The 21,689-nt window shown below is 60.7% G+C and carries 18 protein-coding genes; 9 read left to right on the plus strand and 9 right to left on the minus strand.

The genetic code is table 11. The features are described 5' to 3' along the window. Positions 1–65: 65 nt before the first annotated feature. Positions 66–2,174 carry a bifunctional metallophosphatase/5'-nucleotidase gene (locus HMPREF2604_RS03525; RefSeq protein WP_070563261.1) on the plus strand — a complete coding sequence of 703 codons (2,109 nt, stop codon included), beginning with the start codon at positions 66–68 and terminating at the stop codon, positions 2,172–2,174. Positions 2,175–2,275: 101 nt separating this feature from the next. Further along, a complete protein-coding gene (locus HMPREF2604_RS03530) occupies positions 2,276–2,818 on the plus strand; it encodes a DUF421 domain-containing protein (RefSeq protein ID WP_180952042.1) in 543 nt (180 codons plus the stop codon). Between the two features lie 134 nt (positions 2,819–2,952). Here the strand turns inward: HMPREF2604_RS03530 and HMPREF2604_RS03535 are convergent, their stop codons facing one another. The 3 genes from HMPREF2604_RS03535 to HMPREF2604_RS03545 form a co-directional block, all read right to left on the minus strand. Next, entirely contained in the window at positions 2,953–3,207 is a 255-nt protein-coding gene (locus tag HMPREF2604_RS03535; protein WP_070522137.1) for a hypothetical protein, read from the minus strand. A gap of 57 nt (positions 3,208–3,264) precedes the next feature. Further along, entirely contained in the window at positions 3,265–3,612 is a 348-nt protein-coding gene (locus HMPREF2604_RS03540) for a hypothetical protein (protein ID WP_070529837.1), read from the minus strand. A gap of 288 nt (positions 3,613–3,900) precedes the next feature. Next, positions 3,901–4,761 carry a peptidylprolyl isomerase gene (locus HMPREF2604_RS03545; RefSeq protein ID WP_070563264.1) on the minus strand — a complete coding sequence of 287 codons (861 nt, stop codon included), beginning with the start codon at positions 4,759–4,761 and terminating at the stop codon, positions 3,901–3,903. Between the two features lie 106 nt (positions 4,762–4,867). On the opposite strand from HMPREF2604_RS03545, the gene tpx reads away from it, so the two are divergent. The 3 genes from tpx to hisS are packed head-to-tail and all read left to right on the plus strand — an operon-like array spanning position 4,868 to position 7,292. After that, positions 4,868–5,365, plus strand: coding sequence for a thiol peroxidase (gene tpx, locus HMPREF2604_RS03550; protein WP_070563267.1), 498 nt, complete (start codon positions 4,868–4,870; stop codon positions 5,363–5,365). After that, positions 5,365–6,009, plus strand: coding sequence for an MBL fold metallo-hydrolase (locus tag HMPREF2604_RS03555; RefSeq protein WP_070563270.1), 645 nt, complete (start codon positions 5,365–5,367; stop codon positions 6,007–6,009). The genes tpx and HMPREF2604_RS03555 overlap by 1 nt, the downstream gene beginning before the upstream one ends. Before the next feature lie 5 nt (positions 6,010–6,014). Then, positions 6,015–7,292, plus strand: a complete 1,278-nt coding sequence (gene hisS, locus HMPREF2604_RS03560; protein ID WP_070563273.1) for a histidine--tRNA ligase — start codon at positions 6,015–6,017, stop codon at positions 7,290–7,292. On the opposite strand, the gene HMPREF2604_RS03565 is transcribed toward hisS, so the two are convergent. The 6 genes from HMPREF2604_RS03565 to HMPREF2604_RS03590 form a co-directional block, all read right to left on the minus strand. Continuing rightward, the gene (locus tag HMPREF2604_RS03565) at positions 7,289–8,698 is read right to left on the minus strand and encodes an L-serine ammonia-lyase (RefSeq protein WP_070563276.1); all 1,410 of its coding nucleotides are present in this window, start codon (positions 8,696–8,698) and stop codon (positions 7,289–7,291) included. The genes hisS and HMPREF2604_RS03565 overlap by 4 nt on opposite strands. 74 nt (positions 8,699–8,772) lie before the next feature. Beyond that, positions 8,773–9,450 (minus strand): FMN reductase, encoded by a 678-nt coding sequence (locus HMPREF2604_RS03570; RefSeq protein ID WP_070522158.1) that lies wholly within the window; start codon positions 9,448–9,450, stop codon positions 8,773–8,775. Further along, a complete protein-coding gene (locus HMPREF2604_RS03575; RefSeq protein WP_070563279.1) occupies positions 9,451–10,557 on the minus strand; it encodes an LLM class flavin-dependent oxidoreductase in 1,107 nt (368 codons plus the stop codon). A 45-nt stretch (positions 10,558–10,602) separates the two neighbouring features. After that, entirely contained in the window at positions 10,603–11,325 is a 723-nt protein-coding gene (locus HMPREF2604_RS03580) for a CBS domain-containing protein (RefSeq protein WP_070563282.1), read from the minus strand. 129 nt (positions 11,326–11,454) lie between these two features. Further along, positions 11,455–13,044, minus strand: coding sequence for an inorganic phosphate transporter (locus tag HMPREF2604_RS03585; RefSeq protein WP_210384660.1), 1,590 nt, complete (start codon positions 13,042–13,044; stop codon positions 11,455–11,457). 327 nt (positions 13,045–13,371) lie between these two features. Next, entirely contained in the window at positions 13,372–14,265 is an 894-nt protein-coding gene (locus HMPREF2604_RS03590; protein WP_070563032.1) for a KPN_02809 family neutral zinc metallopeptidase, read from the minus strand. A gap of 204 nt (positions 14,266–14,469) precedes the next feature. On the opposite strand from HMPREF2604_RS03590, the gene aspS reads away from it, so the two are divergent. The 4 genes from aspS (at position 14,470) to alaS (ending at position 21,686) form a co-directional block, all read left to right on the plus strand. After that, a complete protein-coding gene (aspS, locus tag HMPREF2604_RS03595) occupies positions 14,470–16,290 on the plus strand; it encodes an aspartate--tRNA ligase (RefSeq protein ID WP_070563035.1) in 1,821 nt (606 codons plus the stop codon). An 83-nt stretch (positions 16,291–16,373) separates the two neighbouring features. Beyond that, positions 16,374–17,576, plus strand: a complete 1,203-nt coding sequence (locus tag HMPREF2604_RS03600; RefSeq protein WP_070563177.1) for a phosphotransferase family protein — start codon at positions 16,374–16,376, stop codon at positions 17,574–17,576. Continuing rightward, complete coding sequence (locus tag HMPREF2604_RS03605) at positions 17,576–18,931, plus strand: replication-associated recombination protein A (RefSeq protein WP_070563038.1); 1,356 nt, start codon at positions 17,576–17,578, stop codon at positions 18,929–18,931. The genes HMPREF2604_RS03600 and HMPREF2604_RS03605 overlap by 1 nt, the downstream gene beginning before the upstream one ends. Positions 18,932–18,998: 67 nt before the next feature. Continuing rightward, positions 18,999–21,686: an alanine--tRNA ligase gene (gene alaS / locus HMPREF2604_RS03610; RefSeq protein ID WP_070563289.1), complete on the plus strand. Its 2,688-nt coding sequence runs from the start codon at positions 18,999–19,001 to the stop codon at positions 21,684–21,686. Positions 21,687–21,689: the final 3 nt, after the last annotated feature.

A 21,689-nucleotide genomic window follows, 5' to 3' on the forward strand; every position in this document is an offset into this window, starting at 1 on the left:
GCGCAATCGTGATGGATGCGTTATAAACACGTGGACAAGATTTCTCTCATACCCAGGAGATCCACGTGAACTTCCGTCGCTTTGGCCAGCTTCTGGCCGCCACCACCGTCACCGCCGTTGCCGTCTCCGGCGCGCCTGCCTTCGCCGCTGAGGCCGACCAGGTGACCATTTCCGTCACCAACTTCACCGACTTCCACGGCCACCTTGAGCTGGCCGAAAACTTTGACAAGGAATCCGAGGAACTGGTTGGTTACTCCGAGATGGGCGCTGCTCGCATGGCTGCGCTCATCAAGGCCGTCAACAAGGACCAGGAGTACGCCTTGACCTCCTCCGGTGATAACGTTGGTGGTTCCGCTTTTGTGTCTGCGATTTCTGAGGACAAGTACACCAACGAGGCCCTCAATGCTATGAATCTCGATGTCACGGCCGTGGGCAACCACGAGTTCGACAAGGGCACCGATGACCTGATGGGCCGTATCAAGGACCAGTCCAACTTCCCGATCCTGGGCGCCAACGTCACCAAAGATGGCAAGCCCCTGCTCGATGCTTCCTTCGTCAAGGAGGTAGACGGCGTGAAGGTGGGCTTCGTTGGTACCGTCACCGAGAACACCAAGTACAAGGTGTCCGCTGCGTCCATCCCGGGCGTCGAGTTCTCCGACCCGGTCGAGGCCACCAATAAGGAAGCCAGCCGACTGAAGGAATCCGGCAAGGCTGACGTCGTTGTGGCGCTCATGCACGAGGACGCTCAGCAGTACGCGGAGGGCTTCAGCAAGGATGTGGATATCCTCTTTGGCGGTGATACTCACGTTAAGACCCAGGGCGAGGTTGCTCGTGAGGGGGCAATGCCGCTGTACTGGGCACAGGGCTACGAGTACGGCAAGGTGCTTAACGACGCCGACATCACCTTCGACAAAGCCGAGAAGAAAATCACCAAGATTGATCTCAAGCAGTACGACGTGGCCAACGCAGAGGTCTTCGCCCAGCTGCAGGGCCTCGAAGACGACCCCGAGGTGGCTAAGATCGTCGAGGAAGCAAAGAAGGTAGCGGAGATTGAGGGTGCCAAGACTGCTGGTACCACCGAGAAGGCCATGTACCGCGGTTCTGATGAGGGCAAGGACACCGGTACCAACCGCGGTGTGGAGTCGACCCTCAACAACTTTATTGCCGATGGCCAGCGCTTTGCTCTATCTAAGCAGACGGACAAGGACATCGAAATCGGTGTTATGAACGCAGGCGGTGTGCGCGCCGACCTCAAGCAAGGTGATGTTTCCTACCAGGACATCTTTGCCGTTCAGCCATTCGGTAATTACGTGATCACCGCGGAGGTTAGCGGCGCAGACTTCATTACCGCGTTGGAGAACCAGTGGAAGCCTGGCCAGTCCCGCCCGCGCCTGGCTCTGGGCCTGTCCAACAACGTCACCGTTGTCTACGACCAGAAGGCTGAGCAGGGCAAGCGCGTTAAGTCTGTCACCATTAACGGTGAACCGATTGACCCGGAGAAGAACTACAGCATTGCTCTGTCCTCCTTCCTTGCCTCCAGCGAGACGGAGGCCGGCGGCGATGGCTTCTTTGAGCCCGGTTCCATCAAGAACCGCAATGACGTTGGCTACATGGACACCCAGGCGATGATTGACTACATCGCTTCCGGCGAGTCCAAGGTCCGCACCGGCCAGGGCCAGATTGGTGCCCACGTGTCTGGTGACCTGAAGCCGGGGGAGGAGATCACAGTCGACCTTTCCTCCCTGAACTACTCCAACGCAGAAGAGCCACAGGCTAAGAAGGTCACCGTTGCTCTGGGTGACGCTAAGGCCGAGGCAGACATTGACAACGCAGCACAGCCCGGTGACGAGCAGTTCGGCGAGCGTGGCCGCGCAACCGTCAAGCTCACCATCCCGGAGGGCCTAAAGGGCGAGCAGAAGCTGCTCATTACTACCGATGCTGGCACTGAAGCCGCCCTTCCGATTTCCCTCGACGGTGACGACGACGCGAAGGACCCGAAGGATACTGGTTCCGCCAAGGATGCAGCTTCCTCCATCGGCTTGGGTGTGGGTATCACCGCCGCTATCGCTGCCGCCATTGCCGCTGTGATTGGTGCCATCAACATGCCGGTTGCTGCGCTCCCAGCACCGGTGCAGCAGCTGATTGAGCAGCTGCGCAAGCAGTTCAACATCTAGTCTGTACTGATGCACAAGCCCGCACTATCGTGCGGGCTTTTCTCATGTGGAAGGTATGGTGGAAAGCTGTGGATACACTGAGGCTGTTTGGACGCGAGGCAATGTACCAGCTAGGTATCGAGCCTCACCGAATCCCACTGGTGATGCTCGCGACGCTGGGTATTTATTTGGCCTTTATGGTCTTGGTCAAGCTCTTTGGCAGCCGCGTTTTGACGTCCATCACCGCTTCCGATGCCGTCATCATCATTATGTTCGGCGCGGTTTCAGGCCGCGTGATTGTAGGCAACCCGCCGACCCTCGCCGCCGGAGTCATTGGTCTCTTCACACTTATGCTCCTGGAGGCAGCCTTCGGTACCTTCCGGCAGCTCGTGACATGGTCACGTTTCATCGACCGCAAACCGGTGCTCTTGGTTTATAAGGGGCAGCTGCAGGAAGACAATATGAGCTTTGCGCACATCACCGAAAGGGATATCAATTCCGCTGTGCGCAAGGCGGGCCTTGGTCGGCGCACCGACGTGCAGCTAATGATCTTGGAACCAACTGGTCAGATTTCTGTCATTCGCCGTGGCCAGCTTGTTGATGCCTCCGTATTCAAGGACGTTCTCGGCGCCGAGCGCATCGAGGAAGTAGATGCACAGGACTAGGAACAGTCTTCTAGGTTGCAAGAGTAGCCGGGCTTAGAAGCCGCGTCGTGTTTGGGCGTTGAATCGGCTGTCCAGGAAAACGAAAAATCTCCCCCTGCGCGGATTGCGCAAGGGGAGAGAGCGGCGCTTGTGGCTTACTTGATACCAGCGAGCTTATCGCCGAGACGCATTGCGTCATCCATGGCGCCGATGATGGAGGTGAAGACCTTAATCCACTCGCGGATTTCCTTCGGGCTGACGTTACCCTCATCGTCGGAGGAGAGAGCGAAGAAAGCCTTGGAGGAGCTGTCATCCTCAACCGGAGCTGCGGAAGCAACTGCGGTACCGGAGAAAGCGATGGTTGCAGCGGTAGCAGCGGCAACGATGGACTTACGGGAGAAGAATTTCATAGGATTTCCTAATCTGATTCGAATGTGAACGGAAAGTCTGACTTAAGTGGGTCTGACTTACTTAGCGAAGTTCTTGTTGTAGAAAGCGAAGACGGTGCCCAGAGCGCCGATGATGGCGGTGAAGACAGCGATCCAGTCGCGGATCTCGGACGGCTTCATGTCGGAGATGGAGGAACCCTCGGAGTCGTCGGAGGAGGAAGAAGACTCCTCGTCGGTCTTGCTCGGGGTCGTGGTGGTCTCGGCGGCCGGCTTGGTGGTGGACGGAGCTGCCGGGGTGGTGGTAGCCGTAGCGGTGGCGGTGGCCTCCGGGGTGGTGGTCTCAGCGTTAGCAACGGTCACGCCGGACAGGGAAACGGCAGCGGTGGTAGCGGCAGCGACAAGGGCCTTACGGGAGAAGAGCTTCATTCTCGTTCCTTATACATCTCGGGAATTTCAAAGACCTCACAGATGCTACTGAGGCATTGCGGGTTTTGCAAGGGATCTGACAATCAATTGATGAATCTGTGTGGCGGCTGTCCGCGGCATGTGAGCTGGGGTTTGGTCCGGTGCAGGTTGTGGACGTGGGTAATAGTTTGCCAAATGAACAGCTCAAGGCTAAGAAATTCTTAGTCCAGGTGGGGAGGGGCGGTTGGAATGGGAAAGGCCCCGCTCGCTGAATGCGAGCGGGGCCGGCCACCGTAAAGGGGGTAAAACTTAGCTCTCGACGGTTGCCTTGGTGATGCGAACTTCCTCAGCGGGAGCGCCGTCGGACTGTCCATCCTTGACACCCTTGGCAGCGATGGCGTCGATGGTCTTCTGTCCCTTCTCCGTCAGGGCGCCAAAATAGGTGTAGGAGGGCGGAAGCTGCGAGTCCTTATAGTTAATGAAGAACTGGGAACCATTGGTGTCTTCGCCGGCATTAGCCATGGCGATGGAACCCTTCGGGTACAGAGCAGGCTGTGCCCTAGCGGCGTCGTCAGCCTCATCGGTGGGGTACTCATTGGCAAACTGGAAGCCCGGTCCACCAGAACCCTTGCCGGTCGGATCACCGCACTGCAGGACGGAGAGGGTGCCCTCCGTCATGCGGTGGCACACGGTGTCGTCGTAGTACTTCGCGGAAATCATGTCCGTGATTGCGTTGACGGTACACGGAGCAAGCGAGCGATCGAGAGTCATCTCAATATCGCCTTGCTTGGTGGCGAAATTGACGGTCACTTCACCCTTGGCAGGAATGTTCTTTCCTTGCGGAGTAGGGACATCGCGGGAAGCGTCGCCAGTCTCGTTGTACTCGCAGGTGACGGTCTCACCGAGCGGCTTAGCACGCTTGCCGCTCAATGCTTCGGCGGTAGGGGCTTCAGTGGGCGTATCGGCGGCGGAGGTTTCCGAGGCCTGAATCTCTTCTTCCTCCGGCGAGCGCGTGGCCAAGAACCAGATACCGCCGACGAGGGCAACAATAACGACGGCGGCCATCAAAACGACGCTGAGCGGGCGGCTCTTCTGTTTACGGTCGCGGGATTTCAGCTCGCGATCGAGCTGGTTGAGCGCATCATCCAAGCGCTGGCTGTTAGTAGACACCTATGTTTCCTCCACAGTGGTGGTTTAAAAACTTTGACCCACCTATCCTAACCGCACGCTAGTTCACCGTGGCGCGCCGCCCCGCACGTCAGTACGCTTGGGTGCCATGGCTACTACGAATTTTCAGAATGAACCCGTCGAAACCAATGCTGAGCTGCCGAAGGTTGGTGACGCCCTGCCGGACTTCACCCTCGTCGGCACCGACTTGTCTGAGCTAACCAATGCGGACTTCGCTGGCAAGCGCCTGGTGGTGTCCTGCTTCCCGTCCGTGGATACCGGCGTGTGTGCAGCGCAGCTGCGCAAGTTCAATCAAGAGGCGGCTGGTCTGGAGAACACCGTTGTCTTGTCCGTCTCCCGTGACCTGCCTTTCGCACAGGAGCGTTTCTGCGCTGCTGAAGGTATTGAGAACGTCGTCAGCGCTTCTGATTTCCGCTCCGATTTCGCCGACAAGCTGGGCCTCGTCCTGGAAGGCTCCCCGCTCAAGGGCCTGTGTGCCCGCGCGGTCATCGTCACCGACGAGAACCACAAGGTGACCTACACCGAGCTGGTTCCAGAGGTTACGACTGAACCGGACTACGACGCAGCTTTGGCCGCCCTCAAGTAATGAACACACCCGATATCTACGGTTTCGCCGCAGGGCCTTATAAAACCAACACCTATGTTGTGGCTAACGGCTCGCGGGCGTTCATCGTGGACCCAGGGATGCACACACGCGAGCGCCTTGAGCAGCTCGCGCGTGAGAAGTCCCTGGAATTTGAGGCCGTCGTGCTGACCCACGGTCACATTGACCACACGCGTGATGCCGCTGAGTTTAACCTGCCGGTCTACATCCACCCGGATGACGCGTTCATGTTGGTGGATGGCTCCGGAGTATCTCCCGAATCGCAGATGCTTTTCGCCGCCGCTTCCATGAAGCAGGTAGCGGACCGGCGTGATCTGCTGGGTGGTGAGACGCTGAGCCTCGTCGGCCTGGAGTTTGACTTACTCCATGCGCCGGGGCATTCACCGGGGTGCGTCATGCTCGTGGCCGAGGATTTTGCGCTGACCGGTGACGTGTTATTCAAGGGCTCGATCGGCCGTACAGACCTTCCGCATTCCGATCCCGCGGCGATGCAGCGCTCATTGCGCGGTCCGGTGTGGGGCCTTGATGATTCCCTTGCTATCTTGCCGGGCCACGGCCCAACATCGACGATGCGCCGCGAACGCGCGACTAATCCGTTTCTCCGTGCGGCGGGGGATGTACTCTAAAGGGCGTGAGTGATAAGAAGCAGTTCAAAGCCCTGTCCGCGCCCAAGGGTGTGCCGGACTACGTTCCGCCGCAATCGGCCATCTTTGCCAAGGTTCGTGAGACCTTCGTGCATCAGGCACATCTGTCCGGCTTCCAACACATCGAACTCCCCGTCTTTGAGGACACGTCGCTGTTCGCCCGTGGCGTGGGGGAGTCCACGGACGTCGTGTCGAAGGAGATGTACACCTTCGCCGATCGCGGCGACCGCTCTGTGACTCTGCGCCCCGAAGGTACCGCGGGTGTTACGCGCGCAGTTATTGAGCACAACCTCGACCGCGGTCAGTTGCCGGTCAAGCTCAATTACTTTGGTCCCTTCTTCCGCTACGAACGCCCGCAGGCTGGCCGCTACCGCCAGCTGCAGCAGGTCGGCGTCGAGGCCATTGGTGTCGATGATCCGGCGCTGGACGCGGAAATCATCGCACTGGCGGACCGCTCCTACCGCAGCCTGGGGCTTAGCCAGTTCCGTCTGGAGCTGACCAGCCTGGGGGACCACGACTGCCGCCCGGCCTACCGGGAGAAGCTGCAGGAATTCCTGTTCAAGCTGGACCTCGACGAGGAAACCAGGGCCCGCGCGGAGCTGAACCCGCTGCGCGTGCTCGATGACAAGCGCCCGGAGGTCCAGGAGCAGCTTGTCGACGCCCCCCTCATGCTCGACCACCTCAATGCCGAGTGCCGCGAGCACTTTGAGACGGTCACTGGCTTGCTCGATGACATGGGCGTGCCCTACACCATCAACCCGCGCATGGTCCGCGGTCTTGATTACTACACGAAGACATGTTTCGAATTCGTCCACGATGGACTCGGCGCGCAGTCCGGCATTGGCGGCGGCGGCCGCTACGACGGGCTCATGGCTCAGCTCGGCGGACAGGAATTGTCCGGTATCGGCTACGGCCTCGGAGTGGACCGCACGGTTTTGGCTCTGGAAGCCGAGGGCGTGGAGCTCGACGGCGTCGAAGAGCGCGTGGCCGTTTATGGCGTTGCTTTGGGCGCTGCGGCAAAGAAGAAGATGGTCAGCATCATTAATGACCTGCGCAAGGCAGGTATTTCCGCGGACATGTCCTTCGGCGACCGCGGCCTCAAGGGCGCGATGAAGGGTGCTGATCGCGCCAACGCCCGCTTCGCACTCGTCCTCGGTGACCAAGAGCTAGAGTCTGGCACCGTGGCGCTGAAGGATCTGCGCGCGCACGAGCAGCACGACGTCCCGGTGGGGGACGTCGTCAAGCAGCTTCGCCAGCTCGTTTAGCACTCCACCTGCGAGACGGTGAAGCCCATCGTCTTCGCCAGGCCGCCGAGCGAGGTCTCCTTGTACTTGGAGAGCATGTCGCGTCCGGTTTCGGCCATGGTGCGCACCGCGTTATCGAGGGTAACGTGGTGCGTTCCCTCACCCATGAGAGCAAGGCGCGCGGCGTTGATGGACTTGACTGCGCCGATGGCGTTGCGCTCGATGCAGGGAATCTGCACGAGGCCTCCGACGGGGTCACAGGTCAGGCCGAGGTTGTGCTCAAGGGCAATCTCGGCGGCGTTTTCCACCTGTTCCGGTGTTGCTCCGAGTAGTTCTGCCATGCCAGCAGCTGCCATGGAGGACGCTGAGCCAACCTCGCCCTGGCAGCCCACCTCCGCGCCGGAAATTGAGGCATTGGACTTGATGATGATGCCAATGGCACCTGCGGTCAGCAGGTAGCGGCGGGCATCGGAGCGGGTGAAATCAGCCTGGAAGTCACGCGCGTAGTGCAGCACGGCGGGGATGATGCCACACGCGCCGTTAGTGGGGGCGGTGATGACGCGGCCGCCGGCGGCATTCTGTTCGTTGACGGCAAGCGCGTAGAGGTTGACCCATTCCATCGCGGACAAGCCACAGGACTCGTCGTTTTGCTTGGCCAGAAGTTGTTGGTACATGCGTGGCGCGCGGCGGTTCACGCGCAGGCCACCGGGAAGGATTCCCTTGGAGGAAATGCCCTCGGTCACGCACTCGCGCATGATATCCCAGACCAAGTCAAGGTGCTGGTAGACGTAGTCGAGACCGCCTTCTTCGCGGTGCAACACGGCCTCGTTGGCGGCGACGATTTCCCAGATAGCTTTGTCATTGGCCGCGCACAGGTGAAGCAGGTGTTCGCCGGACTGGAACTCATAAGGAACGGTGTCTTCAGCGGTGGCCGCGGCGACACCGGCTGGCACACCGGTGTCAGTTTGGAGCTGGGCATCGTATTCCTCGCGGGACAGGATAAAGCCGCCGCCGACGGAGAAGTACTCTGCATTCTCGGCGAGTACCCTGCCGTTCTCGTCCCAGGCCGTAAAGATGAGGCAGTTCGGGTGTTCCGGCACCGGTTCGTTGTTGAATTCGATGCTGTATTGCACTTCGCCTGCGGGGCCAGAAATGGTGCCCTCGGTGGGGATAAAGGCATCGGCGCGTGGCTCTGCGTCGAGTGGCACGGACAGCGGATCCCATCCGGCGAGGCCCAGAATCACGGCGCGATCCGTGGCGTGGCCGCGGCCGGTAGCGGATAGGGAACCGCGCAGTACGGTGTGGACCTTGGCCGGGTGTTGATCAAGCGCCTCGAGGAAGGCCTTAGCCGCGCGCATGGGGCCGACTGTATGGGAGGAGGAGGGGCCGATTCCGATGGAGAAGATATCGGTCACGCTAATTGTCATGTGGGGGTGAAACCTCCTTGGGAGCGTTAGATAAGTGTCGCCTTACGATAGTACCGAGAGCCCTCCGCAACCGCTTAGCTCGGCTGCCCGTCGTGGCGGGAAAGCAGCGCGCGGAATCCTGAAGGGTCTGGATCGACGTCCTGTGATAGCTCCCCCTGGGGCGCTTCCTCCGCTTCGCCGAGCCTCCCGGCAAGTCCAGAGACCCGGTCGAGCGGGCGCACCATGAGGTCCGCTAGCTCCTCGGCGGCGCGTTCTATGCGTTTGTCATTGCGCGCGCCTTCTGCAGTGCCAAAGTCTTCCGTGGCCTGGAAGATCCCGGTGGGGACCACTGTGGCATGCAGGTAGTTAAGCAGCGGGCGCAGAGCATAGTCGAGCACAAGCGCGTGCCGGCTCGAGCCCCCGGTGGCAGCGATGAGCGTGGGCAGTCCCTCTAGAGAATGCGGCTCTAAAGTGTCGAAGAACATCTTGAACAAACCCGAATAACTGCCCTGGAATACCGGGCTGACGGCGATGAGACCGTCCGCCTTGGTCACGGCAGTCTGCGCGGCATGGAGGCGGGGTGTGGGTGAAACCCAGTTGGTCATGGCTTCTGCCAACTCGCCGGCAAGCTCGCGCAGCTCCACGACGGTCACGTCGATGCCTTCCCCTCGGGCACTAACGCGGGCGGTGGTGGCGGCGGAGAGGGCGTCGCCAAGCGCACGCGTCGAGGACGGTGATGAAAGTCCAGCCGTAACGAGTACGAGCGAGCGCAACTATTTCTCCTCTTCAGGGTTGACCTGCGCGTGCGGGGCATAAGCGCCGAGCGTGGCATGGGTGGGCGGGGCAGAAGGTACATGATCCGGGCGGCGTTCCTCAAAGCGGCGGCGAAGCTCGGGCACCACCTGGGTACCAAGGATTTCGATCTGCTCGAGCACCACCTCTTGAGGCAGTCCGGCGTGGTCGATGAGGAAGAGCTGGCGCTGGTAATCACCCACCCAATCTGCGAACTGTAGTGTGCGCTCCACCACCTGCTCTACGGTGCCTACGGTGAGCGGAGTCTGTGCCGTGAACTCCTCCAAGGAGGGGCCATGACCGTACACCGGGGCATTGTCGAAGTAGGGGCGGAAGAAGTCCTTTGCCTGCTGCTCCGTGGGCGCGATGAAGACATGCCCGCCGAGGCCCACGATGGCCTGGTCGGCGCGGCCGTGGCCATAGGACTCGTAGCGATTGCGGTACAGGTTCACCATCTTCGCGGTGTGCTCCTTGTTCCAGAAGATGTTGTTGTGGAAGAAGCCATCGCCGTAAAAAGCCGCCTGTTCCGCAATCTGTGGGGAGCGAATGGAGCCGTGCCAGACAAAGGGTGGGATTCCATCGAGAGGTGCGGGTGTGGAAGTAAAACCCTGCAGCGGGGTGCGGAACTTTCCTTGCCAGGACACGACGGGTTCGCGCCAGAGGCGGCGCAGTAGGTGGTAGTTCTCCACTGCGAGGGGAATGCCCTCACGGATGTCCTTGCCAAACCACGGGTAAACCGGGCCGGTGTTGCCGCGGCCTAGCATGAGGTCGACGCGCCCATCTGCCAGGTGCTGGAGGAATGCGTAGTCCTCCGCGAGGCGAACAGGGTCGTTGGTAGTGATCAGCGTGGTGGCAGTGGAGAGCTGAAGGTTCTTCGTCTGTGCCGCAATGTATGCCAGGTGGGTGGTGGGGGCCGAAGGCACAAAGGGCGGGTTGTGGTGCTCGCCGGTGGCGAAGACGTCGAGGCCCACCTCTTCTGCTTTGAGGGCAATCTCCGTGATAGCGCGGATGCGCTCGGCCTCAGTGGGGGTGTGGCCGGTGGTCGGGTCCTGGGTGACATCGCCGATGCTAAAGACTCCAAATTGCATGACATCCTCCTTTCTATGTCATGTCAACAAGGTTAGGGAGGGGAGTTATTCCCATTCGACTGCAGCAACCAATGTCGCGAGGTCGGCAGGCGTAGCAATGGATACAGGAAGTTGGGAAGGGTTGCCGTGCTCGGTGAGGAGGACCGCGCCGGGGTGGGTGCCGTCTGCCGCAGGGTCGGTGAGGGCATCGATGACCTCTTGCGCGCTGGCGGTGCGGGGCAGGAACTCTGCGCGGTCCTTGCGCTCTGCGAATTCCAGCACAGTGCTAATCGACGCCGCGTTAATCACACCGTCATCACCGAGATCTGCCGCAACCCATCGTGCAATGACGTTGGTGGTGAGAAGCGCCTGGTAAGTCCCGGATTCATAGATTGGGATCTGGGAATAGCCGGTCGTGTTAATAAGCTTCAAAGCCTCCATGATCGGGGTGTCAGGGGCAAGGGTGGTCACATCACGGCTAGCGAGCAGAGCCTGCGCCGTGGGCGGATCCGTGAGCAGGCGTTGGAGGTTTTCGAGCTGCGTGATGACGTGAGGGTGTGGGGTAGCGATGGGCTCACCGCTGAAGTAGCGGCCATGGGCGATGGCGTTGCGGAGGTTGCTAAAGTCCTTCAGCTGTTCTGCTTGGCGCTTGCTCAAAAGGTGCTTGTCGTGGGCGCGATCAACAATCCACCAGAAAGAATCAGAGTTCTTAGCCCCGATAGCTTGGCGGAGGAACTGCTCAATGTCATTAAAGGCGGAAAAGAATCTGGCTAGGGAGTTGTCGCTCATGCCGCCTAAGTGTACGGGTTCTTGGATATGTGCTTAAGGCTCAAGCGATAAGAAAAATCTCGCCGTGAGCAACCCCGGTTGTCGGGGAAAACTCACGGCGAGAATGCGGCATGCGCGATGCGCTGACCTTTAGAAGGTGACGCGCAGGATGGACACCGTCGCCGCAGCGATGGCGGCGGCCGCCGGAAGGGTGATGACCCATGCCAAAGCGATGGGCTTCATCAACTTCCAGTTGGCGGCGTGGTTCACAATGCCGACACCAAGGACGGCACCGATGAGGATGTGGGTCGAGGAGACCGGCAGGCCCAAGAGGGAAGCGGCCATGACGACGGCAGCAGCGGCCAGCTCGGCAGCGAAACCGGAGGAGGGGTGCATCTGGGTGAGGCCAGAACCAACGGTCTGGATGACGAAGCGGCCGATGAACCAGAGGCCGGCAACCAAGGCGATACCCATGGCTACCATGACCGGCAGCGGCACGGAAACTTCATCGGAGATCTGGTTGGTCTGCAAGACATCGAAGACTGCGGCGAAGGGGCCGATGGCGTTGGCGATGTCATTGGAACCGTGCGAGAACGCGAAGGCGGAGGCGGTGAAGACCTGCATCCAGGAGAAGAGGAGGAAGGTAGAGCGCTTCAGGGACTTCTTCTTCAGGGAGCGGGCAAAGATGAAGACGGCCATCCAGACGATGGCGCCAACCATGCCCATGACCAGGAAAGTTTCTAGGGCAGTGACATCGATGCCGGTGTGCTTCAGACCCTTGAAGAGCAACATCGCGGAGATAATCACGGCACCCAGAGCCGCGAGCAGCGGAACCCAGTTCTCGAGCGCGCGGTGTGCATTGACATCCTCGAGATCCTTGTTGAGGTTGTGCAGATCGCGGTAGTAGTCGGACTCGAGAGCCTCTGGGTCGTAGTCCTCTTCGGCGGTAAGGGCGGCGTCGCGAGCCATCGCATTTGTATAGGAGATCTGCTGCAGCTCGTTCATGCGCTCAAAGCGGGTCTTGTGCTCCTTGCGCAGCTCGGCGCGGCGAAGTTTGATGTCACGCAGGCGTTCGTCTGCGGCGTCGTTATACACCAAGATGGAAGACTTGATCCACTTGAAAAGGAGGTATGCGGCAATACCGCCGAGAACCGGAGAAAGCACCCAGGAGAAAGCGATGGTGCCGATTCCGCCCCATTGCACCATGTCCATGCCGCCCTTGCCGGTGATGAAGCCGACGGTTAGAGCGGCGCCGACGATGCCGCCGACGATGGAGTGGGTGGTAGAAACCGGCCAACCCATGCGGGTGGCTACCAAAAGCCAGATGGCAGCGCCGAGGAGTGACGCCATCATGATGTAGACAAATTCCATCGGGTCGAGGCCATCGATGGCATCGAGGTCAACGATTCCGGAGCGGACCGTATCAGTCACCTCGCCGCCGGCGAGGATGGCTCCGGATACCTCAAAGACCGCCGCGACAGCGAGGGCCTGCTTCATGGAGAGGGTTCCCGCGCCCACGGAGGTACCGAAGGAGTTGGCGACGTCATTGCCGCCAATGTTGAAGGCCATAAAGACAGCGAAGATAATTGCTGTAACAAGGACTACCTTGTTGGTTCCCTCAGCAACTTCTCCGTTGCCCCAAATGATGAAAAAGATCAGGGTGACAGCCGTGATGGCGCCGAAGAACAGGTGCCAAATCCAGTCCTTGTTCTTACCATTCATCGACTCAAGATCAGGCATCGTCGGCGTGGCGGTGCTCAAAACGTCGTTCCTTTCATGAAGAGAACGCTGCGTGATGAGACAGCGTGAGCAGGCCGCGGGCGGGGTGCATTCGGCGTTGGCGCGGGCAGCGCCATACCTACCGCGGTGCAGGTGATAATGACATCACGCGCAGTTCTTTTATGCTTTTAAAGACAGAGCGGAACCCACCACGAACCGGCGGGAACTTGACTACCTTAAAGCATTAAGGTGTACGACAGGTAAACACTTGGTGTATGTGAATCTAATCTGGGCTAATGGGGCACATTTGGGGGTGGTGCGACCTTGGGGTGGGCGCTTTTTAAGACCCTAAGACTTGTAAACCCCACGGCCTAAGGTGTCACACTGCTCCATTTTGCCGGAATTATAACCGGCGAGGAACGACTGCGCACGGTCTTCGGAAGAGCCGTGCGTCCACGTATCGGGGCGTACTTCGCCCCCTGAGCGGCGCTGGATGTTGTCATCGCCCACGGCGCGTGCAGTGTTGACGGCATCAGTCACCTGCTGCTCGGTAATGGTTTCGAGCAGGGCATCGTCACCCTTGTCGGCGTAGTGCGCCCACAGGCCGGCATAGCAATCGGCTTGCAGCTCAATCTTCACCGCGTTGGAATCCTCGCCGGGCTCGTTGTAGTTCGAGAGGCTGAGTGTTCCTTCCAGCTTTTGGATGTGGTGGCCGAATTCGTGGGCCACGATATACATTTGTGCCAATGGGGCGTTATCGCCGCCAAAGTTGCGGAGCTGATCAAAGAAGGCGGTGTCGAAGTAGGCCGACTCATCCGCCGGGCAGTAGAACGGGCCCGTGGCGCCGGAGGCCTGGCCACAGCCCGACATAGTGGTGTTGTTAAAAATGACGCGGCCAGGTTCGACGTAGTCGATGCCAGCCTGGTCTGGTAGCTGCTGCGCCCACACCTTGTCCACGGACTGGGCCGCAAACATGACGCGGCAATCGTCATACTTGTTGCCGTCTTCAGCGGTTTGGCAGTGCGCAAACGCGTCCTCCCCGCTTTCTTCGGGGCCGACCTGGGTCTGGTCGGCCTGGGGATCGCTTCCGGTGATGGCGCCGGGATCGCCGCCGAGAAGGAGATAGAGGCCGATGAGGAGGAGCGAACCAATGCCGCCGCCGGTAGCGATCATGCCGCCGCGGCCTCCACCGCCGGAGCTTGCTCGCTTACCATCAAAATTGGCGCCAGATTTAAAAGTCATGCTCCAGATTTTGCCACATGCTGGTGGTGGTGTCTGCTCGATAGTGGGTGCACCGCCATGCGCGCGGTGCTCACCCTAGCGCTGAGCAAGTCCGGTGCGGGCGGTAGACTTGGGCCGTTCAAGTACTTGCATCCCTCGGCGCGTGCTGTCTACGCGTGGCGTGAGTGGGTGTGAGCGTCAACGATGAGAAGGGATTGAACGAGAGTGCTGCGTACACATTTGGCAGGCGAACTGCGCAAGGAGTTGGCGGGGGAGACCGTCACCCTGACGGGGTGGGTCGCACGCCGTCGCGACCACGGTGGTGTTATCTTCATTGACCTGCGTGACCGCTCCGGCGTTGCCCAGGTTGTTTTCCGCGAGACCGAGGTAGCTGAGCGCGCCCACGATCTGCGTTCCGAGTACTGCGTCAAGGTCACTGGCGTCGTGGAGCCCCGCCCGGAGGGCTCGGCCAACCCGAACCTGGCCTCCGGCGAGATCGAGGTCAACGTCACGGACCTGGAGGTACTCAACAAGTCCGCAGCGCTGCCGTTCCAGATTGATGATCCATCCTCCTCCGGTGAGGTCGGTGAGGAGACCCGCCTGAAGTACCGCTACCTGGATCTGCGCCGCGAGCGCCAGCACGAGGCGCTGCGCCTGCGCTCGGCCGCGAACCGCGCTGCCCGCCAGGTCCTGGACAGCCACGATTTCACTGAGATCGAAACCCCGACCCTGACTCGCTCCACCCCGGAGGGCGCCCGTGACTTCCTCGTGCCGGCGCGCCTGAAGCCGGGCAGCTGGTACGCACTCCCGCAGTCCCCGCAGCTGTTCAAGCAGCTGCTCATGGTCGCCGGAATGGAGCGCTACTACCAGATCGCTCGCTGCTACCGCGATGAGGACTTCCGTGCTGACCGCCAGCCGGAGTTTACGCAGCTCGACGTCGAAATGTCCTTCGTGGACCAGGATGATGTCATTGCTCTGGCAGAAGAGATCGTCTCCGCGCTGTGGAAGCTCATCGGCTACGAAATCAAGACCCCCATCCCGCGCATGACCTATGCCGATGCCATGAAGTACTACGGTTCCGACAAGCCGGACCTGCGCTTCGACATCAAGATCGTGGAGTGCACGGACTTCTTCAAGGACACCACCTTCCGCGTCTTCCAGAACGAATACGTCGGTGCCGTCGTCATGGAAGGCGGAGCCTCCCAGCCGCGCCGCCAGTTCGATGCATGGCAGGAGTGGGCAAAGCAGCGCGGTGCGAAGGGCTTGGCCTACATCACCGTTGCTGAGGATGGCACATTGGGTGGCCCGGTAGCCAAGAACATCACGGATGCCGAGCGCGAGGGTATTGCCGCCCACGTCGGCGCCAAGCCGGGCGATGCCATCTTCTTCGCTGCCGGCGAGACCAAGGCTTCCCGTGCGCTGCTGGGCGCAGCTCGCGGTGAGATTGCGAAGAAGCTCGATCTCATCAAGGACGGCGACTGGGCCTTCACCTGGGTCGTCGACGCACCGCTCTTCGAGCCCTCCGCCGATGCCACCGCCTCGGGTGACGTGGCTTTGGGCCACTCCAAGTGGACTGCAGTCCACCACGCCTTCACTTCGCCGAAGCCGGAGTACCTGGATAACTTTGACCAGAACCCGGGAGAGGCCTTGGCTTATGCCTACGACATTGTCTGCAATGGCAATGAGATTGGCGGCGGTTCCATCCGTATCCACGACCAGGATGTGCAGAAGCGCGTCTTCGACGTCATGGGCATCGGCGAAGAAGAAGCCCAGGAGAAGTTCGGCTTCCTGCTCGACGCCTTCCAGTTCGGTGCTCCGCCACACGGCGGCATCGCTTTCGGCTGGGATCGCATCGTCTCCCTGCTGGGTGGATTCGAGTCCATCCGCGATGTCATCGCCTTCCCGAAGTCCGGTGGCGGCGTCGACCCGCTGACCGACGCCCCCGGCACCATCCCCGCCGCGCAGCGCAAGGAGACCGGTGTGGACTTCAAGCCGGAGAAGGCTGCGAAGGCTGCCCAGGGTGAAAAGGCTGGGAAGGAGTCCTAAAGGCCCCACACCATGGGTGTACCTCATTGGGCCGACAACAAGTGGAAGCAGGCAAGCAAGTGAATCCGACGGGACACGAGTCCATGAATAATTCTGTGGCTGATGTCGTGGTAGCAGAAGCCTCACAGATGATTTCGCGCCGCTATGGCGGGGAGCCTGAGCTGAGTGACGTTGAGCAACTCACCGGCTCGGGCAATGCCGTGGTACTTCGTGCTCGGACGACTCCCAGCGCCTTCTTCCCGCATCGTTCGGTCGTCATCAAGTACAACCCGGTCACCGGGCACACTATTGATGACGCCGCACTTCTCCGTGAAGTGGTGGCCTATCAGTTCACCACGGCGCTGTCTGAGGAGGTCCGCCCAGGACCTGTGTTGCTCGCGCACGACGTGGACAAGCGCATTCTTGTGCTGTCCGACGCCGGCGAAGGCGACACCCTGGCGGACACCCTTGCGCGCAGCGGTGATGAAGACCGCGGCGAGCTGCTCAGGGCTCTGGGCAGCGCGTTGGGCAAAATGCATGCTGGGACCGCCGGGCGCGAAGAAGACTATGACGCCCTGCTCAAGCGCCAGTTACGTCGGCATCCCGAATACGCTGAGCACCAGGCATTGCGCGATGATTCCTTGCAGAGCTCCATTCTGATTGGTGCGGATATCCTCAGCGAGGCAGGACTGGAACCGCCGGAACACGTCCGCACATTGGCCCGTGCCGCCATGCAGAGTCTGAGTTCTGGCCGCAACCGCGCTTTTACTCCCTTCGACCTGTCCCCAGACAACATCATCGTCGGCTCAACGCTGACCTTCTTGGACTATGAGTGGGCCGGTTTCCGCAACGTCGGCTTTGACGTGGCCTGCGTGGTGGCCGGCTTCCCGCAGTTTCTTTTTTCTCGGCCGATCACTGATGCCGAGGCGGGGCTTTTCATCCATGCCTGGCAGCGCCGCATTGTCGATGTCTGGCCGCAGCTCGCCGATGAGAAGACGCTGCACGAGTTGCTCGTCTCCTGCCTCATCGGTTGGGCTCTGTCGAGCGTGACCACGATGTATGCCGGCGGGATCGAAGGGGTCGTCGCGTTGGCGGAAGGCAACGCTGAGATCTACCGTGACCCGCACCGTTCTCTGCTTCGTCGATCCGACCATGGTCCGTTCAGCGAGGATGAAATACTGATTCGGCGCGATCTTTATGAGACCTTCGAAGCGCTGTCGCGGTTTGCCGCGCAATGTAGCAATGACGGGTGCTCTGCGGTCGCCGAGTTTGGGCGAGCCGTGGCCTCTCGACTCCGGGAGCCCTGATGGGGCAGGAGTCACTCTTCGGCGATGACCAGTCAGCGCCAAGCCTGCCGGGTGGCCCCGATATGTTTGCAACCCACCCCGGTTCGCCGCTGGCCGCGCGCATGCGGCCGCAAAACCTCGATGAAGTAGTGGGGCAGAAGCACCTCCTGGAGCCGGGAACCCCGCTGCGTAGGCTGGTGGAAGGCTCAGGCGAGGCCTCCGTCATCCTGTACGGGCCGCCGGGAACCGGAAAGACGACGCTGGCCTCACTCATCGCATCTTCCTTGGGAGATAACTTCATTGGGCTTTCCGCCTTGGACTCCGGTGTGAAGCAGGTTCGAGAGGTGATCTCCCACGCCCGCCGTGAGCTGATTCAAGGGCGCCGCACCGTGCTGTTCATCGATGAGGTGCACCGCTTCTCCAAGACTCAGCAGGACGCGCTGCTCGCGGCCGTCGAAAACCGCACCGTGCTGCTCGTGGCCGCCACCACCGAAAATCCTTCCTTTTCCGTCGTGGCCCCGCTGCTTTCGCGTTCCTTGTTGCTGCACTTGGAGCCGCTGGACGACGCCTCCCTGCGCACCCTCGCCGAGCGCGCATTGACCAGCGAGCGGGGATTGGCGGGAAGGATCACCGCAACGGACGATGCTCTAGACCAGCTGGTGCTGCTCGCCGGGGGCGATGCTCGGCGCACACTGACCTATCTTGAGGCGGCGGCCGAGGCAGTGCCCGATGGCGGTGAACTCACCGTTGAGGTTCTCAAAGAAAACGTCAATCGCGCGGTGGTGCGCTATGACCGCGACGGCGACCAGCATTATGACGTGGTCTCCGCGTTTATTAAGTCCATCCGCGGTTCCGACGTGGATGCCGCGCTGCATTACCTGGCCCGCATGATTGAGGCAGGCGAAGACCCGCGTTTCATCGCCCGCCGGCTTATCGTGCATGCCTCCGAAGACATCGGAATGGCTGATCCCACCGCGCTGCCCACTGCCGTGGCCGCAGCGGAGGCCGCGGCCCTTATCGGATTACCCGAGGCGCGTATTCCGCTGGCTCAGGCGACAATCCATCTCGCTACGGCACCGAAATCCAATTCCGTTATCAACGCCATCAACGCGGCCCAGGCCGACGTTCGCGCCGGCAAGAGCGGGCATGTGCCCGCGCACCTGCGCGACGGCCATTATGAGGGAGCGAAACGCTTGGGCAATGCAGTGGGCTATCAGTACCCGCATGATGATCCGCGCGGTGTACTGTCCCAGCAGTATTTGCCGGAGACGCTGGCGGATGCCGAGTACTATCACCCCACCGACCATGGCGCGGAGAAGCGTGTGCGCGAGTACCTGGGAAGGCTGCGGGACATCATCCGGGGGCGGCGTCGCTAAGCACAGCACCGGACGGGTAAAGTTGAGCGCTGACTAGAAACCATTCAACAGTGAAGGAATTTTGCTCGTGAAGACTCATGAGATCCGGGAACGCTTTACCCAGCACTTCGTCAAGGCCGGCCACGAGGCCGTCCCCAGCGCGTCGCTGATCCTGGATGACCCGAACCTGCTCTTCGTTAACGCCGGCATGGTTCCCTTCAAGCCCTACTTCCTGGGCCAGCAGAACCCGCCTTTTGCTAACGGCACGGCGACCTCTATCCAGAAGTGCGTGCGCACCTTGGACATCGAGGAAGTGGGCATTACCACCCGTCACAATACCTTCTTCCAGATGGCGGGTAATTTTTCCTTTGGCCAGTACTTTAAGGAAGGCGCAATTACCCACGCCTGGAACCTGCTGACCACCTCCGTCGATGAAGGCGGTTTGGGCCTCGACCCGGAGCGTTTGTGGGTCACGGTCTACCTCGACGATGATGAGGCGGCCGATATTTGGCACAACAAGATCGGCGTGCCCACCGAGCGTATTCAGCGCCTAGGCATGGAAGACAACTACTGGTCCATGGGTATTCCCGGGCCGTGCGGTCCGTGCTCTGAGATCTACTATGACCGCGGGCCGGAATATGGCCAGGATGGCGGCCCGATTGCGGATGATAACCGCTACATGGAGATCTGGAACTTGGTCTTCATGCAGAACGAGCGTGGCGAAGGCATCGGCAAGGGCAACTTCGAGATCGTGGGCGAGCTGCCCAAGAAGAACATTGATACCGGCATGGGCATCGAGCGCGTGGCCTGCATCCTGCAGGGTGTGGACAACGTCTACGAGACGGACCTGCTGCGCCCGGTCATCGACGTAGCCGAGGAACTTACCGGTGCGACGTACGTTCCGGATGCTCCGAAGGAAGACCTCATTCGCTTCCGCGTGGTGGCGGACCACTCGCGTACCGGCATGATGCTCATTTTGGACGGCGTTACCCCCGGTAACGAGGGTCGTGGCTACATTCTGCGTCGCTTGCTGCGCCGCATCATCCGCTCCGCCAAGCTGCTTGGCGCGAAGGGTGAGACCATGGAGCGTTTCATGAACACCATCATGGACACCATGACCCCGTCCTACCCGGAGATCGCCGACAACCGCGAGCGTATCCTGCGCGTTGCCGTGGCGGAGGAGAAGGCCTTCCTGAAGACGCTGGAGTCAGGCACCAAGCTTTTCGACGAAGCCGTGGAGGAACTGAAGAGCACCTCTCGTGCGGCCACCCCGAAGGTCCTCTCCGGCGAGAAGGCTTTTGAGCTGCACGATACCTATGGTTTCCCCATCGACCTGACCTTGGAGATGGCTCAGGAAGCCGGTTTGACCGTAGACATGGAAGGCTTCGACGCCGCCATGGGCGAGCAGCGCCGCCGCGCCAAGGCCGATAATCAGGCTAAGAAGCATGGTCATGCTGACCTGTCGCTCTACCGCGAGTGGGTGGATAACCACCCGACGTTGTTCACGGGCTATGAAACCCTGGAGTCCGAGGCCAAGGTCATCGGCCTTGTGCGCGATGGTCAGAAGGTAACCGAGGTCGAGGCAGGAGATACCGTCGAGGTAATCCTGGACCAGTCGCCGCTTTATGCTGAAGCCGGTGGCCAGACCGCCGACCATGGTCGAATCTTCGCGGGCGAGACCCTCCTTGAGGTCAACGATGTGCAGAAGATTGGCAAGAAGCTGTGGGTGCACAAGGCTACGGTGACCGCCGGTGGGCTTGAGTTGGGCAACGGCGTGACGGCTGCCGTTGATGAACAATGGCGCCACGGCGCCGTGCAGGCGCACTCGGCGACGCACCTTATCCACGCAGCGCTGCGCCAGGTGCTAGGCCCGACTGCAGTCCAGGCTGGTTCCTTGAACCGACCCGGCTACCTGCGCTTTGACTTCAACTACACCGACCAGCTCACCCAGGAGCAGCTCGATGAGATCGCTTTGGTGACGAACCAGGCGGTGGACCAGCACTTCCCGGTCAATACCATCGAGACGTCTTTGGAGAAGGCCAAGGAGATGGGCGCGATGGCCCTCTTTGGTGAGAACTACGGTTCCGAGGTCCGCGTCGTGGAGATGGGTGGCCCGTTCTCCATCGAGCTCTGCGGTGGTACGCACGTGAAGAACACCGCTGAGATTGGCCCGGTGTCTGTCCTTGGCGAATCCTCCGTGGGTTCGGGCGCGCGCCGTATCGAGGCTTATTCGGGTCTGGATGCATTCCGCTTCTACTCCAAGGAGACCGCACTCGTGGAAGGCGTGTCCCGCGAGCTCAAGGTGCAGACTGAGGATCTTCCGGAGCGCATCGCGCAGCTGACGGAGAAGCTCAAGGCCGCTGAGAAGCAGATTGCGGAGCTGCACAAGGCCCAGCTCATGTCGCAGACCGCGGAGATGATTTCTGGTGCGACCACCGTTAATGGCTTCACCCTCGTATCGGTCAAACTTCCTAACGGAGTAAACGGCGGTGATCTGCGCACGTTGGCCTCGGATATCAAGAACCGTCTCGGTGATGTCGCCGGTGTGGTTGTCCTGGCATCGGAGAACGAGGGCGGCAAGCTCCCGTTCATCGTTGGCGCCACTAAGCCTGCCGTCGAGCGCGGCGTCAAGGCTGGTGACTTGGTCAAGGTTATTTCTGGCTATGTTGACGGCAAGGGCGGCGGAAAGCCCGATATGGCTCAAGGTTCCGGCGCCAACGCTGAAGGTCTCCAGCAGGCCTTCGACGCCGTCCGTGATGAGCTCGAAGCCCACTAACGA

It is taken from the genome of Corynebacterium sp. HMSC055A01 (assembly GCF_001809405.1).
Classification (GTDB): domain Bacteria; phylum Actinomycetota; class Actinomycetes; order Mycobacteriales; family Mycobacteriaceae; genus Corynebacterium; species Corynebacterium hesseae.

What these genes read in the sequence shown, in the direction of transcription:
- HMPREF2604_RS03530 (WP_180952042.1), top strand. Translation starts at nt 2,276, where the DNA reads ATGTACCAGCTAGGTATCGAGCCTCACCGAATCCCACTGGTGATGCTC.
- HMPREF2604_RS03535 (WP_070522137.1), bottom strand. Translation starts at nt 3,207, where the DNA reads ATGAAATTCTTCTCCCGTAAGTCCATCGTTGCCGCTGCTACCGCTGCA.
- HMPREF2604_RS03540 (WP_070529837.1), bottom strand. Translation starts at nt 3,612, where the DNA reads ATGAAGCTCTTCTCCCGTAAGGCCCTTGTCGCTGCCGCTACCACCGCT.
- tpx (WP_070563267.1), top strand. Translation starts at nt 4,868, where the DNA reads ATGGCTACTACGAATTTTCAGAATGAACCCGTCGAAACCAATGCTGAG.
- HMPREF2604_RS03555 (WP_070563270.1), top strand. Translation starts at nt 5,365, where the DNA reads ATGAACACACCCGATATCTACGGTTTCGCCGCAGGGCCTTATAAAACC.
- HMPREF2604_RS03565 (WP_070563276.1), bottom strand. Translation starts at nt 8,698, where the DNA reads ATGACAATTAGCGTGACCGATATCTTCTCCATCGGAATCGGCCCCTCC.
- HMPREF2604_RS03575 (WP_070563279.1), bottom strand. Translation starts at nt 10,557, where the DNA reads ATGCAATTTGGAGTCTTTAGCATCGGCGATGTCACCCAGGACCCGACC.
- HMPREF2604_RS03580 (WP_070563282.1), bottom strand. Translation starts at nt 11,325, where the DNA reads ATGAGCGACAACTCCCTAGCCAGATTCTTTTCCGCCTTTAATGACATT.
- HMPREF2604_RS03585 (WP_210384660.1), bottom strand. Translation starts at nt 13,044, where the DNA reads ATGCCTGATCTTGAGTCGATGAATGGTAAGAACAAGGACTGGATTTGG.
- HMPREF2604_RS03590 (WP_070563032.1), bottom strand. Translation starts at nt 14,265, where the DNA reads ATGACTTTTAAATCTGGCGCCAATTTTGATGGTAAGCGAGCAAGCTCC.
- HMPREF2604_RS03600 (WP_070563177.1), top strand. Translation starts at nt 16,374, where the DNA reads ATGAATAATTCTGTGGCTGATGTCGTGGTAGCAGAAGCCTCACAGATG.
- HMPREF2604_RS03605 (WP_070563038.1), top strand. Translation starts at nt 17,576, where the DNA reads ATGGGGCAGGAGTCACTCTTCGGCGATGACCAGTCAGCGCCAAGCCTG.